Origin of the sequence: Thermococcus sp. 5-4, assembly GCF_002197185.1 — an archaeon.
Classification (GTDB): domain Archaea; phylum Methanobacteriota_B; class Thermococci; order Thermococcales; family Thermococcaceae; genus Thermococcus; species Thermococcus radiotolerans.
Map to the genome: position 1 here is coordinate 1,257,351 of NZ_CP021848.1, position 12,378 is coordinate 1,269,728.

General features: G+C 56.3%; 13 protein-coding genes. 5 read left to right on the top strand and 8 right to left on the bottom strand.

What is annotated here, in order from left to right; genetic code table 11:
• Nucleotides 1–5 precede the first annotated feature (5 nt).
• The 4 genes from CDI07_RS06970 to CDI07_RS06985 all read right to left on the bottom strand — a co-directional run bounded on the left by CDI07_RS06970 (nucleotide 6) and on the right by CDI07_RS06985 (nucleotide 5,439).
• Nucleotides 6–986 carry an ABC transporter ATP-binding protein gene (locus CDI07_RS06970; protein ID WP_088180930.1) on the bottom strand — a complete coding sequence of 327 codons (981 nt, stop codon included), beginning with the start codon at nucleotides 984–986 and terminating at the stop codon, nucleotides 6–8.
• Nucleotides 979–2,157, bottom strand: a complete 1,179-nt coding sequence (locus CDI07_RS06975; protein WP_088180931.1) for an ABC transporter permease — start codon at nucleotides 2,155–2,157, stop codon at nucleotides 979–981. Before CDI07_RS06975 ends, CDI07_RS06970 begins: the two co-directional genes overlap by 8 nt.
• 13 nt (nucleotides 2,158–2,170) lie before the next feature.
• A complete protein-coding gene (locus CDI07_RS06980) occupies nucleotides 2,171–3,172 on the bottom strand; it encodes an ABC transporter permease (protein ID WP_088180932.1) in 1,002 nt (333 codons plus the stop codon).
• Between the two features lie 80 nt (nucleotides 3,173–3,252).
• On the bottom strand, nucleotides 3,253–5,439 hold the full coding sequence (locus tag CDI07_RS06985; protein ID WP_088180933.1) for an ABC transporter substrate-binding protein: 2,187 nt from the start codon (nucleotides 5,437–5,439) through the stop codon (nucleotides 3,253–3,255).
• A gap of 227 nt (nucleotides 5,440–5,666) precedes the next feature.
• Here CDI07_RS06985 and CDI07_RS06990 point away from each other — a divergent pair, with 227 nt between their 5' ends.
• Nucleotides 5,667–5,912 carry an Lrp/AsnC family transcriptional regulator gene (locus tag CDI07_RS06990; protein ID WP_088180934.1) on the top strand — a complete coding sequence of 82 codons (246 nt, stop codon included), beginning with the start codon at nucleotides 5,667–5,669 and terminating at the stop codon, nucleotides 5,910–5,912.
• On the opposite strand, the gene CDI07_RS06995 is transcribed toward CDI07_RS06990, so the two are convergent.
• Complete coding sequence (locus CDI07_RS06995) at nucleotides 5,913–6,260, bottom strand: signal recognition particle protein Srp19 (protein ID WP_088180935.1); 348 nt, start codon at nucleotides 6,258–6,260, stop codon at nucleotides 5,913–5,915.
• A 58-nt stretch (nucleotides 6,261–6,318) separates the two neighbouring features.
• On the opposite strand from CDI07_RS06995, the gene CDI07_RS07000 reads away from it, so the two are divergent.
• The 4 genes from CDI07_RS07000 to gltA all read left to right on the top strand — a co-directional run bounded on the left by CDI07_RS07000 (nucleotide 6,319) and on the right by gltA (nucleotide 10,181).
• Nucleotides 6,319–6,957 carry a DUF257 family protein gene (locus tag CDI07_RS07000; protein ID WP_088180936.1) on the top strand — a complete coding sequence of 213 codons (639 nt, stop codon included), beginning with the start codon at nucleotides 6,319–6,321 and terminating at the stop codon, nucleotides 6,955–6,957.
• A complete protein-coding gene (locus tag CDI07_RS07005; RefSeq protein ID WP_088180937.1) occupies nucleotides 6,938–7,699 on the top strand; it encodes a tRNA (adenine-N1)-methyltransferase in 762 nt (253 codons plus the stop codon). The genes CDI07_RS07000 and CDI07_RS07005 overlap by 20 nt, the downstream gene beginning before the upstream one ends.
• Nucleotides 7,700–7,869: 170 nt before the next feature.
• The gene (locus CDI07_RS07010; protein WP_088180938.1) at nucleotides 7,870–8,736 is read left to right on the top strand and encodes a sulfide/dihydroorotate dehydrogenase-like FAD/NAD-binding protein; all 867 of its coding nucleotides are present in this window, start codon (nucleotides 7,870–7,872) and stop codon (nucleotides 8,734–8,736) included.
• Nucleotides 8,736–10,181: an NADPH-dependent glutamate synthase gene (gltA, locus tag CDI07_RS07015; protein ID WP_088180939.1), complete on the top strand. Its 1,446-nt coding sequence runs from the start codon at nucleotides 8,736–8,738 to the stop codon at nucleotides 10,179–10,181. The genes CDI07_RS07010 and gltA overlap by 1 nt, the downstream gene beginning before the upstream one ends.
• Before the next feature lie 7 nt (nucleotides 10,182–10,188).
• On the opposite strand, the gene CDI07_RS07020 is transcribed toward gltA, so the two are convergent.
• The 3 genes from CDI07_RS07020 to gcvH form a co-directional block, all read right to left on the bottom strand.
• Nucleotides 10,189–11,292 carry an ATP-binding protein gene (locus tag CDI07_RS07020; protein ID WP_343232452.1) on the bottom strand — a complete coding sequence of 368 codons (1,104 nt, stop codon included), beginning with the start codon at nucleotides 11,290–11,292 and terminating at the stop codon, nucleotides 10,189–10,191.
• A gap of 245 nt (nucleotides 11,293–11,537) precedes the next feature.
• A complete protein-coding gene (locus tag CDI07_RS07025) occupies nucleotides 11,538–11,876 on the bottom strand; it encodes a hypothetical protein (protein ID WP_088180941.1) in 339 nt (112 codons plus the stop codon).
• A gap of 75 nt (nucleotides 11,877–11,951) precedes the next feature.
• A complete protein-coding gene (gene gcvH, locus CDI07_RS07030; RefSeq protein ID WP_088180942.1) occupies nucleotides 11,952–12,356 on the bottom strand; it encodes a glycine cleavage system protein GcvH in 405 nt (134 codons plus the stop codon).
• Nucleotides 12,357–12,378 lie beyond the last annotated feature (22 nt).

The following is a 12,378-nucleotide window of genomic DNA, read 5'->3' on the forward strand; positions in this document are numbered from 1 at the left end:
TCACCTCAGTACAGGTGGCAGGCCACGAAGTGGCCGGGCTCCATCTCCTTCAGCTCGGGAACCTTCTCCTTGCAGATACCCATGACCCTTGGACACCTGGGATGGAAGCGGCAGCCACTGGGGGGTTCTATCAGGTTCGGAACCGTTCCGGGTATCGTCTCAAGGCGCTCTATCTTTGCCATGGGGTTTGGAACCGCGCGCAGGAGCCCTTGCGTGTACGGATGGAGCGGGTTCTTGAATATCTGGTCAACGGTGCCTATCTCGACTATCTTGCCCGCGTACATGACGGCAACACGGTCGGCCATCTCCGCGACGACGCCCATGTTGTGGGTGATGAGTATAACCGTGGTGTTGTACTCCTCCTTGAGCTTGTTCATGAGGTCGAGTATCTGGGCCTGAACCGTAACGTCCAGAGCTGTAGTCGGCTCGTCGGCTATGAGTATCTTGGGGTTGTTAGACACTCCGGTTCCTATAACAACACGCTGCTTCATTCCTCCGCTCATCTCATGGGGGTAGTTCTTCACCCTGCTCTCGGGGTCGGGGATGAGGACGCGCCGGAGTATGTCCACGGCCTTTCTGAAGCCCTCCTTCCAGTCCTTCACGGTGTTGTGGACGACCATCGCCTCGGCTATCTGGTAACCGACGGTGTAGAGCGGGTCGAGCGATGCGTGGGGGTCCTGGAAAATGTAGGCTATCTCCTTGCCGCGGATGTCGCGTATCTCCTCCTGGGAGAGCTTCAGCAGGTCCACGGCGGAGCCGTCCTCGCGGTGATAGATCACGCTGCCCTCGACTATCCTTCCCGGACTCTCGATGAGCTGGGTCAACGCCCTAGAGGTGACGCTCTTTCCGCAGCCGGTTTCACCGACGAGGGCAAAAGTTTCACCGCGGTAGACGTCGAAGGAAACCTTCTCGATGGCCTTGACTATGCCGGCGTAGGTGTAGAAGTGCACGGTTAAGTCGCGGACCTCAAGGATGGGCTCAGGCATTGCTCTCACCCTCCTTCTTGGCCTTCTTGACCTTGAACTCTATGCTCCTCCTCGTCTTCGGGTCAAGGATGTCCCTCATCGTGTCTCCAAGGAGGTTCCAGCCGAGGGCCACCAGCATGATCATGAAGCCCGAGAAGGTGACCAGCCACCACTTCTCAGGGAAGTACTGGGAGCCGTCGTAGACTATCCTTCCCCAGTCCGCTATGGGCGGCGTTGCACCCAGACCGAGGAAGCTCAGGCCAGCCTCCATCAGGATGACGCCACCGAAGTCGAGGGTGATGTAGACGAGTATCGGCCCGATGATGTTGGGCAGGATGTGCTTGAACATTATCGTCCTCGAGCTCAGACCTATGGCCCTCGCCGCCTCGACGTAGAGGTTCTCCCTCTCGGTGAGGGTTGAACCGCGCGTGATCCTTGCGTAGGCCGGCCACCAGACGATTATCATCGCCAGTATAACCGCGAGGAGCTTTCCGAGGTTGCCCGCGTCCTGGGGCTTCAGAGCGAAGAGCCACAGCACGAAGCTCTGGACGGTCTCATGGGCCGAGATGAAGTTCTGAAGCCTCTGGGGAAGCACAGCGGAGAAGGCTATGGCGAGGATGAGCGCCGGGAAGGCGAGGAAAACGTCCGTGATACGCATCACGAGCTCGTCCACCTTGCCGCCATAGTAGCCCGCTATCAAACCCAGGATGATGCCCAGGGGGACGCCCAGGGCTATGACGATTATGGATATCACGAAGGACACCCTGGCGCCGTAGAGGATGAGGCTGACGAGGTCTCTACCGTAGTGGTCTCCACCGAGGACGTAGTGTATCGTGGCGGTGTACTGGATTATGTTTCCATCATGGAGCTCCGTGACGTTCATGCTGTAGGTGGAGCCAGGCGGGGCGAGGTAGGTCTCGAAGTTGTAGTTGCTCGGGAAGAAGCGGTAGCTCCAGGGCGCGAGGCTGGGGCCGAAGAGTCCGAGGAACACGAACATGAGCACGAGGACGAGGCCTATGAGTCCCGGCGGTGAGCGGTTGAGGGCGTAGAGCATGAGCTTCCACTCTTCCATCTTGGAACGGTTCTTTTTCTTCCAGTCCTTCCTGAAGAGACTGATGAATGAGCCGAGAGCCTCAACGAAGGCATCGGAGAGCTTATCGAGGACGTTCTTCGTGTATTCTTCCCTTCCCATTTTACCACCCCTGCTAATACCTCACCCTCGGGTCTATCAGCGCGTAGAGTATGTCCACGACGAGGTTCGTTATGAGGAATATCAGGGCGAAGACCATGGTTATCGCCACGACCGCGGGGAAGTCGAGGTTCCTGATGGACTCTATGACGTACGAACCCATTCCCGGCAGGCCGAAGACGGTCTCGGTGATCGGCGTTCCTCCGAGGAGGCCTCCGAACTGAAGGCCAAGGACTGTAACTATCGGCACCATCGCGTTCTTGAGGGCGTGGCGGTAGATGCCCCTCTTGGGAACTCCCTTGGCCTTGAGGAAGCCCACGTAGTCACTCCCTATGGCCTCGAGGAAGCTGTTCCTAACGAACCTGGCCAGAACGCCCGCGCCCATGAATCCAAGCGTGAATCCGGGCAGCCAGAGCCTGTGAATGTGCTGGCTGAGCGTGTCAAAGTCGCCCGTCAGCAGGGCGTCTATCATCGGGATGTGGGTTATCTGATGCTCGGGGGGAGCTGGAAAGCCGGCGAGCGTTATCCAGTGCACCTCAACGAAGAACACGTAGATGAGAAGATAGCCCAGCCAGAAAACCGGCATCGAGACACCGGTGAGGGCAAAGAATCTTATAACCGTGTCCACCCACGTGTTGCGCTTGAGGGCGGAGATAATACCGAGCGGGATGCCTATTATCAATATGAAGAAGAACGCCACCAACGCCAGCTCAAACGTTATGGGAAACCTCTCGCTTATGTCGTCGAAGACGTAGTTTGATGTCCTCGGGTCAACGATATTGTTCCTTGCGAGCCCGCTGATGAGGAACCAGTACTGGTCGTACCAGGGTTCGTCGAGGTGGTACTGGCGTCTTATCTGCTCCATGTAGGCCTGGCTCGCCTTCTCACCCCCTGCCCAGGCCCTTGCAACATCCGCGGGGATGACGTACGCGATCAAAAACACTATGAGCGTGACTCCAATGAGGGTTGGTATGAAGGTGAGGAGCCTCCTTATTAGGAACTTCCTCAGGTTCGCCAATTCGATCCCCCCTGCCTTCTTTGGCATGCCTCTGCGGGACAGCTCCAAAAATCATAGGGAGAAAAAAAGAAAACTCGAAATCAGCTCACGGTTACCTCGACGCTCTTGAACTCGGTGGCGCCGTAGAGGAATGGGCCAACCCAGTTGTCGGAGTCGAGGTAGTCCGGGACCCAACCGACGACGTAGACGTCGTACTCGCCGTGCTCGGTCTTGTCGAGGTAGGTCGGCCAGTTGTAGCTGTTGACGGTGACTTGGAAGCCGAGCTGGCTCCAGACGTTCTGGAGGAGGGTCATTATCTTCTCACGGGCGCTGTTGCCCTCGTTGTAGATGAGCTCGATCTTGTACTTGGACGGGTCAACGCCCGCCTGCTGGAGGAGCTGCTGGGCCTTGGCGAGGTTGTAGCTGTACTTGATTATTCCCTCCTCGGTGTAGCCAGGCCACGGCTTCGGTATCGGTCCGTAGTTCCTCTCGAGCAGTCCCTGGTACACGATCTGGGAAATCTGGTCGTACGGAACGGCGTATGCCAGTGCCTCTCTGACGAGCGGGTCGTTGAAGGGCTCCCTCTGGGTGTTGAAGACGAGGAAGGTCAGTATCGGCTGGAGGATGTCGGTCTGAACGATGGACTTGAAGCCGTTGAGCGTGAGTCCCTTGACGGTGTCCATCTTCTCGGGCGGAATCGCAACGACGTCCGCGGTTCCGGTCTTGAATATGTTAATCCTCGCCATGGCGTCGCTGTTTATGATGTAGATGACCCTCTTGTGGCCTGGGTTGGCGGTGGCGTTCCAGTAGTGCGGGTTGTACTCGAGGACTATGTAGGCGTCCTTCTGGTAGTCGGCGACGTAGAACGGCCCGGTTCCAACGGGCTTGTTGTGCATGAGCTGGTGGGTCGGGTCGCTCTTGCCCTCGCTCAGGTAGCTCCACCAGGCGCTCGGGTTGTGACCGTTGTCGCTAGCCTGGAGGGCCTCCTGGTACTTGTCGCCGAGGAGGTACTCCATCGGGACGACGCTGAGGAACGGGTCTGCGAGTATTCCGAGAACCGGAGCGTACGGGGCCGGGAGAACGAGCTTGAAGACTCCAGCGGTGTCGCCGTTGTAGCCGAAGAACTGCTTGAGCTCGTCAAGGCTCTTGACCTCGGTGCTCTTGCCGTTGAACTCGGCTATGAGCGGGTGCTCCTTGAGGTACTGGTCGAACTCGTCCTCGGTGAGGGCGGCCGAGTGGTTAACGTCCATAAAGGCGTCAACCATCCAGCTGACGCTGTGGCCAAGCCTCTCAACGCGGAGGAACGTGAAGGCCACGTCGGTAGCGTCGATCGGGTAGGTCTTGTCGTCCCACGGATCGTATGCCTTGACGCCGCCGCGGATGAGGAAGTACCACTCGGTACCGTCCTTGTTGTGCGCCCAGGCGACGGCCAGGTCGGGGCTGACCTGCTCGGTGTTCTCCTTCCAGTATGTGACGAGGGTGTCGCCTATCTCGTGCCAGATTTCCCATCCGAAGGTCTCGTAGGTCATCGCCGGGTCAAAGCTCTCCGGCCAGCCGAAGGTGGCGATGGTGTAGGTCTCGGGGTCGTTCTTGTAGTCCTTGATACCTATCTTGACGGACGGGGCGTTCTGGTCCTCGCTGAGGAGGTCGTAGCGCTCCGCAAGGGTCGGGTGGTAGTAGCGTCCCTTGACCCAGTTCCAGTAAACGCGGAGCTGCCTGTTCTGGCCGAGGATGATCTCGGGAACCAGCTTGTTTCCAAGCATGTAAACGGCCTTGAAGAGCTCGGTTCTTATGGCGGGGTCAGTCTGGCGCCTTGCCGCGATGATGAGGGCATCCACGTGCTCGTCGCGGAAGAAGGCCGGGTCAATCGCACCGAATCCCTGACCCTGTTCCATGAGGGTCTTGACGTCCGGGGTGTTGGCGGTGTCAACCTCGTATTCGACCTTTATGACCTTCTTGCCGCTCGGGATGCTCACGCTCGGGCTGGCGCCCTTCGGGCCGACGACCACGACGCTCTTGTCCGTGACTATGACGTAGACCTTCCCCATCTCGAGTATCCCAGGCTTCACCTCTGCGGGAGTCTGGGTTTGCGTTGACGTCGCGCTGGACGTGGTGGTTCCGGTGGAAGTTCCGGTCTGGGAGGTAGTCTGCCCGCTCGGGCTCGATGTGGTGCCGCCCTGAGAAATCGTCGTTGTGGCACTCTTGCCTCCACCAATGCAGCCGCTAGCAACAACAGAAAAAGCCACCAAAAAGACAACCAGCAGGGCCATTGCAGCCTTTGCCTTCATTAATACCCACCCCTGTACATTAAGGGCATTGATTCTACGACTAATCCGGTAATAAAGCTTTCGATGTACCTCTCGGTGGTACACTGTGAGATTAATGATACTAAAGGGTGCTACTGGACAGCGTAGAAGGAGTGTGGCCATCCAAGGGATTCGTCGAAAAACTACGAAAAGCTTAAATGAGATGGGGGGCTAAATAAAGGCGTAAAGCCTTTCAGCGGTGGTGGAAAATGGTTAGGTCGTACGTTTTATTGACTGTGGAGATTGGGAAGGTTGAAAGCGTTATAGACGCCCTCAAGCAGATACCGGGCGTTACGAGGGCGGACGCCGTCACCGGACCCTACGATGCGATAGTTCACATCGAGGCCAAGGACCTCGGCGAGCTCACCAGGAAGATACTCCACGACATACACAACATCGACGGAGTTATAGACACTACTACCGCCATAGTCGTAGAGATGGAAGAAGAGGAGTGATCACCTCTTTTTCTTCCTGGATTTGTGCTTCTTCTTGCCCTTGGCTTTAGCCTGGATTTTTCTGATTTCCCTGATTTTCTGACCTATCATTTTGAGGCTCTTCCCCTTGGGGTGCTTGCCCTCGAGGCGGAGCATCCCCCTGAGCCTGTACTCCTCGTCCAGGCCCGCCAAGCGGGGGTTGAGCTTCGACTCGTCCATCTCGATGATCTTCATGCCCAGTGCCCTTGCCGCGTCTGCTATCTCCTGGATTTTCGGGCCGTCAACGGCGAATTCCTTTCCAACGGCCCTGCCGTACCTTCTGCTCAACCTGGCATCAAGTTCGCTGGGCCACACCACAAACCGTTTCATCCCTTCCACCTAACAAGGTTTAAAAGAGGAGCCGTTAAAAACCCTTTTGGTGAGTCCTATGGAGACCTCTGTCCTCGAAAAGTACCTCTTCGGAAAGGCCGAGAGGGGCGATACCGTTCTCATCGAGTACCGACCGACGTACCCGCTTGAGGAGCTCTCATGGGGATTCCTCATACCGGCCCTCATAGAGAGGGGAGACGTCGTCATAGGGGACTTCTTCGGTATCGGTGACCTGCTCTTCCGGAACTACATCCGCAGAATCTCCGGAAAGGAGTACTCCGACGTGATCGAACTCATAAAGAAGATAAAGGTCGTCAAGATAGGACCAGGCTCGGCCAGCTACGGAGAGGTCATAGAGGAGGTCGTTCCCGTCTACGACTCCCACAGCTTCCTCAAGAACTACCACACGGTCGTCAACAGGATGACCCACTCGCCGACGAAGCCCGAGTACTTCGTGACCTTCGGGCTCTCCCACTACGTCCACTTCGGCGGGGACGAGGCCATGAAGGCCATAATGACCGGGATAAGCACGATACCGATGGAAGACTGGGTCGGTATACACTTCCTCAACGTCGAGGTGCTCAGTAAGGCCCACCTGGCCATGCTGGAGGAGATGGCCTCGATAGTATTCCACGTATCCAACGAGGAACTTATCGTGAAGAAGGGCGGTGAGATTTTTGATTCGAGAGGGGGATAGGGTTCTTCTGGTCGACAGGAGGGGAAAGAGGTACCTCGTGACGGTCTCTAACAGGGAGTTCCATACGGACCTGGGTATAATCAACCTCGGTGAGCTGGTGGAGAAGGACTACGGGGAGAGCATCACCAGCCACAAGGGCGAGGAGTTCAGGATACTGAAGCCGGACGTCAACGACATCATAGCGAAGATGCGTCGCGGCCCTCAAATCGTCCATCCCAAGGACGCTGGTATAATAATCGCCTACGCCGGCATTTCCCCGGGGAACACCGTGATAGAGGCCGGCGTTGGAAGCGGGGCGCTCACGATATTTCTCGCGAACATAGTTGGCCCCCAGGGCAGGGTCATCAGCTACGAGCTCAGGGAAGATTTTGCAAGGATAGCCCAGAAGAACGTCGAGATGGCGGGCTTCGCCGACAGGGTCACGATAAAGCTCAAGAACATCTACGACGGCATAGACGAGGAAAGCGCGGACCACATAGTTCTCGACCTGCCCCAGCCGGAGAACGTTCTCCCCCACGCGGTTGAGGTTCTGAAACCGGGTGGCTACTTCGTCGCCTACACACCGTGCACCAACCAGGTACACCGCTTCTTCCAGGCGTTCCAGGAGTACAGGGAGCACTTCTACAAGCCGAGGGTCGTTGAGGTTCTCGTCAGGGAGCACGAGGTCAAGAGGGAGTGCATGAGGCCAAAGACGACCATGCTGGCGCACACCGGCTACATAACGTTCATCAGGAAGCTCTGATTCTTATCCTCTTGAATATGTGACCTTTTCTTGAAAATTTCTCGTGGAGAAAGGCTTATTCCGAAATCTATTCGCCCGGTTGAACCAAAGGTTAGCAACATCTTTATAAACACTTTTGGTTGCAAACCTTTAGATGTCCAAATTTGACCACCTGCACGGAGGTGTTCATCGTGTATAAAATCCTTGAGAAAAAAGAGATCGCCATGAGAAACACCTGGTATAAGGTTCACGCACCCCACGTTGCCAAGAAGGTAAAGCCCGGGCAGTTCGTCATCGTCAGGGCTTTCAAGAACGGTGAGAGGATTCCGCTCACGCCAGTCATGTGGGACCCCGAGGAGGGCTGGATTGTTCTCATCGTCTTCACGAGGGGCAAGACGACGGCGAGGATGGCCGCGGAGCTGAAGGAGGGCGGCGAGATACTCAACATCGCAGGCCCGCTCGGAAACCCGGCAGAGATGGAGAAGTTCGGGAAGATACTCGCGATTGGAGCGTACACTGGAATAGTCGAGGTCTACCCGATAGCAAAGGCCTGGCAGGAGCTTGGGAACGACGTAACCACGCTCCACGTGACCTTCGAGCCGATGGTAGTCCTTAAGGACGAGCTTGAGAGGGCCGTTGGCAGGCACGTGGTCGAGACCGTCCCCATAGACCCGAACCTCGACTTCCCAACCAACATGAAGAACGTCACCAAGAGACTCGTGGAGAAAGTTCGCGAGATGCTCGAGAAGGAGAACTACGACCTCGTCTTCATGGTCGGTCCAACCGGAGACCAGAAGGCCGTTTTCGAGGTCGTCAAAGAGTTCGGAGTTCCAATGAAGGCCGACCTTCACCCGATAATGGTGGACGGAACCGGCATGTGCGGCGCCTGCCGTGTCACCGTCGGCGGCGAGGTCAAGTTCGCATGCATAGACGGACCGGAGTTCGACGCATACCAGGTCGCTTGGGATGAGCTGATAGCGAGGAGCGGGTACTATACTGACCTAGAGGTGAAGGCGTTCACAGAGTACATGAAGGCCCTCCAGGGGGGTGAACAGTAATGGCGGTCAAGAGGAAGATCATTAAGGAGCGCGTTCCGACGCCGGAGAGGCCAGCGGAGGAGCGTATTAAGAGTTTTGCCGAGGTCAACCTTGGTTACACCTTCGAGCTTGCCGTTAAGGAGGCGGAGCGCTGCCTTCAGTGCCCCTACAACTACGCGCCCTGTATAAAGGGTTGCCCCGTTCACATCGACATTCCGGGCTTCATAAGCAAACTAGTCCAATACCGCGACGACCCGGACAAGGCCGTTAAGGAGGCTCTCAGCGTCATATGGGCATGCAACTCCCTCCCGGCCACCACCGGAAGGGTCTGCCCGCAGGAGGACCAGTGTGAGATGAACTGTGTCATGGGTAAGGTCGGTGACAAGATAAACATCGGAAAGCTCGAGCGCTTCGTGGCCGACTACGCGCGCGAGAAGGGCATAGACGAGGAACTCCTCTTCGAGATGATCCCGAGGATAGAGAAGAAGGGCCAGAAGATTGCCATCATCGGTGCCGGTCCGGCCGGCCTTACCGCCGCTGGAGAGCTCGCCAAGCTCGGCTACGACGTTACCATCTACGAGGCCCTTCACGAGGCCGGTGGAGTCCTCATGTACGGCATCCCAGAGTTCAGGCTGCCCAAGAGCATCGTCGAGAGCGAGATTGACAAGCTCAAGAAGCTTGGAGTCAAGATACTCACCGACCACATAGTTGGAAGGACCGTCACCATCGAGGAGCTCCTGGAGGAGTACGACGCCGTCTTCATAGGCTCCGGCGCCGGAACCCCGAGGCTCATCAACGCGCCCGGCATAAACCTCAACGGAATCTACACGGCCAACGAGTTCCTGACGAGGGTCAACCTCATGAAGGCCTACCTGTTCCCCGAGTACGACACCCCCGTCAAGGTCGGGAAGCGCGTCATCGTCATCGGTGCCGGAAACACGGCCATGGACGCGGCCAGGAGCGCGAGGCGCTTCGGCTCAGAGGTCATTATCGCCTACCGCCGCGGCCCGGAGGACGTCAGCGCCAGGGTTGAAGAGGTCGAGCACGCCAAAGAGGAGGGCATAAAGTTCGAGTTCTTCGTTAACCCGGTGGAGTTCATCGGGGACGGCAAGGGCAACCTGAAGGCCGTCAAGTTTGAGAAGATGAAGGCCCTGGACGAGAGGGACAGCAGGGGCAAGAGAAAGATCGTCGGAACCGGCGAGTACGTGACGATAGAGGCCGAAACCGCCATCATCGCCATCGGAAAGCACCCGAACAGGCTCATCGTTAACACGCCCGGCCTCAAGGTCGAGCGCGGAAGAATAGTCGTTGACGAGAACCTGATGACCAGCATTCCTGGAGTCTTCGCCGGTGGAGATGCGATAAGGGGAGAGGCGACGGTTATCCTCGCGATGGGCGACGGAAGGATGGCCGCAAAGGCTATCCACGAGTACCTCACGAAGAAGAGGGAAAACGGAAACGCGTGAGCCTCTTCTATTTTTCTTTGAAGCACGCCTCCAGTATTGGATCGGGAATGTGGTAGTAGACGTTTCTGCCTTCTTTAACCTTCTCAAGGAACGAAGAATCAACGAGGGCCTTCAGAAGCCTCGCCAGTACACTGTCCGCTACACTTTTACCCTCCTTTCTTTCGAGGTGTTCCTTTATTTCCTCCCACGTTCTCTTGCCATAGGCGATAGCCCTCATTATCTCGACGTACCGGTTCCTCGCGGCAGGTCTCTTTGAGAGAAAGTTCTCGAATTCATCCATGGCAAGGGCCTTCGCCTCATCGAAAACATCGTCAATGAGCTTCTCGGAGAGCCCTTTTTCCATGGCCTTTCTGCCGAAGAGAACCAGCCATCCCACTATTCCATCGAGCCTCTCAACTGCGAGGCTTATGATCTCCTCTCGGGGTGTCAATCCAACCTGTTCAAAGCCTTTCTGGAGAAAATCCCTGCTCTGTTCGGGTGTGAATCTCCCCAGAGAAATCTCATGGAAGTACCTGCCGTAGAGTGGAGCCTTAGGGTCATCGGCACCGAGGTAATCGTGAAGCAGGCCCACCTCTGAACCCGTCATGACCATTTTGAGATCGGAGTAGTCGTACAGGTGGGCAATTAGGCCGGCAAACCCGCTCCCGACCGGCCCGCGGAGGTACTGAACCTCATCAAAAGCGAGGACGACGTCGTACTTTTCCAACTCACGAAAGAGCGCTATGAGATCGGTTCTCTCCTCTTTCCAGGAAAAGTTCACTCCGAGGCTCAGAACCCGGAGACCGGCTATGTTTTTGAGCTCGGTTTTAATCTCCTCCCAGAGGTTACGGTTTTCGCGGAAGAATTCATTGATGGAGCTTTCTATTCTTTTGTAAACGTCCATACGGGAGTTGGGATTGACACCCCGGAAATCTACGAGAACGTAGGGGACTGCCAGTTCGTTGAGGCCCACCACGAGCAGGGAAGTCTTTCCAAGACGTCTTATACCAGTGATGACTGTGAGGGGATTCCCGGAGGTGATGGACTTTTCAAACTCCTTCAGCTCCGCTTCTCTGTCGTACAAATCCTCGCGCTTCCTCTTCGGTCTGATGTCAAAGTACACAACTACCACCCCAGTAGTTAACTACTGGGGCAGAAGTTATAAGGGTTTCGTGATGTTTATCAGTGAGTAGGTGGAGATGATTACCGGCGATGACGAGCCCCGGAGTGGCTGAATGGCACCGTGATGAAGGGCATACTGGCCGAGCCGCTAGACTTTTAACCTTCTCAGAAATAGAGAAAGCGAGCGATGAAGACCTCTAGGGTATCTGAAACCGCGCTTTACGCGGCAAAAATGATGAAGGTCAGAAACTGAGCTCATTCCTCCATCTCTTCGATCTCTTCGAGTATCTCCTCGAACTTCTTGAAGTCCTCGCTCTTCGCCAGAAGCGTAACGAACTCATCTATCTCGGACTTCTCAAGGAAAGCCCCCGCGAGGAGCTTCCCTGTATAGCGGTTGTTCTTGATCTCCCAGAACATGTAGAACTCGGGGAAATTCTCCTTTATCTTTCTATAGGCCACACCGTACTTTGAGTCCTTCAGGGGATTCTGTTCGAGGTAGAAGTGGCCGGGCTCGAGCTCGATCATGTGAAGAATCGCCCCGCGCCGGGTCTTCACGAGCTTTACCTTAACGTCCCACTCTTTGAGAACCTTCATGAAAACCACCGAAGACTAATGGACGTCCAGATACTTAAGGATTCCGAGCGGGGAAGAGAAAAGTTAGAGAACACCTCAGAGGCTCTCAAGGTACTCGGCGTAGGCCTTGGCGTCCATGAGCTCCTTGAGCTCCTCGTCGAGGTTGCTCGGCTTGAGCTTGGCAATCCAGTTCTCGTAGGGGTCCTCGTTGATGAGCTCCGGGCTGTCCTCAAGCTCCTCGTTGACCTCAACGACCTCACCGCTGACCGGAGCGTAGACCTCGGAAACGGCCTTGACGCTCTCCAGCTCACAGAGAACGTCGCCCTTGTTGACCTCCTTACCAACCTCAGGAAGCTCAACGTAGGCAAGGTCGCCGAGCTCCTTCTGGGCGTAGTCGCTTATTCCGACGAGAACGACTCCGTCCTCAAGAACCTGAACCCACTCGTGGTCCTTCGTGTAGTAAAGGCCTTCCTTGACCTTGTATTCCCCAACCTCAATCATGAGCATCACCGTTTTCCTCTAG

What these genes read in the sequence shown, in the direction of transcription:
- CDI07_RS06970 (WP_088180930.1), bottom strand. Translation starts at nt 986, where the DNA reads ATGCCTGAGCCCATCCTTGAGGTCCGCGACTTAACCGTGCACTTCTAC.
- CDI07_RS06975 (WP_088180931.1), bottom strand. Translation starts at nt 2,157, where the DNA reads ATGGGAAGGGAAGAATACACGAAGAACGTCCTCGATAAGCTCTCCGAT.
- CDI07_RS06985 (WP_088180933.1), bottom strand. Translation starts at nt 5,439, where the DNA reads ATGAAGGCAAAGGCTGCAATGGCCCTGCTGGTTGTCTTTTTGGTGGCT.
- CDI07_RS06990 (WP_088180934.1), top strand. Translation starts at nt 5,667, where the DNA reads ATGGTTAGGTCGTACGTTTTATTGACTGTGGAGATTGGGAAGGTTGAA.
- CDI07_RS06995 (WP_088180935.1), bottom strand. Translation starts at nt 6,260, where the DNA reads ATGAAACGGTTTGTGGTGTGGCCCAGCGAACTTGATGCCAGGTTGAGC.
- CDI07_RS07000 (WP_088180936.1), top strand. Translation starts at nt 6,319, where the DNA reads ATGGAGACCTCTGTCCTCGAAAAGTACCTCTTCGGAAAGGCCGAGAGG.
- gltA (WP_088180939.1), top strand. Translation starts at nt 8,736, where the DNA reads ATGGCGGTCAAGAGGAAGATCATTAAGGAGCGCGTTCCGACGCCGGAG.
- CDI07_RS07025 (WP_088180941.1), bottom strand. Translation starts at nt 11,876, where the DNA reads ATGAAGGTTCTCAAAGAGTGGGACGTTAAGGTAAAGCTCGTGAAGACC.
- gcvH (WP_088180942.1), bottom strand. Translation starts at nt 12,356, where the DNA reads ATGATTGAGGTTGGGGAATACAAGGTCAAGGAAGGCCTTTACTACACG.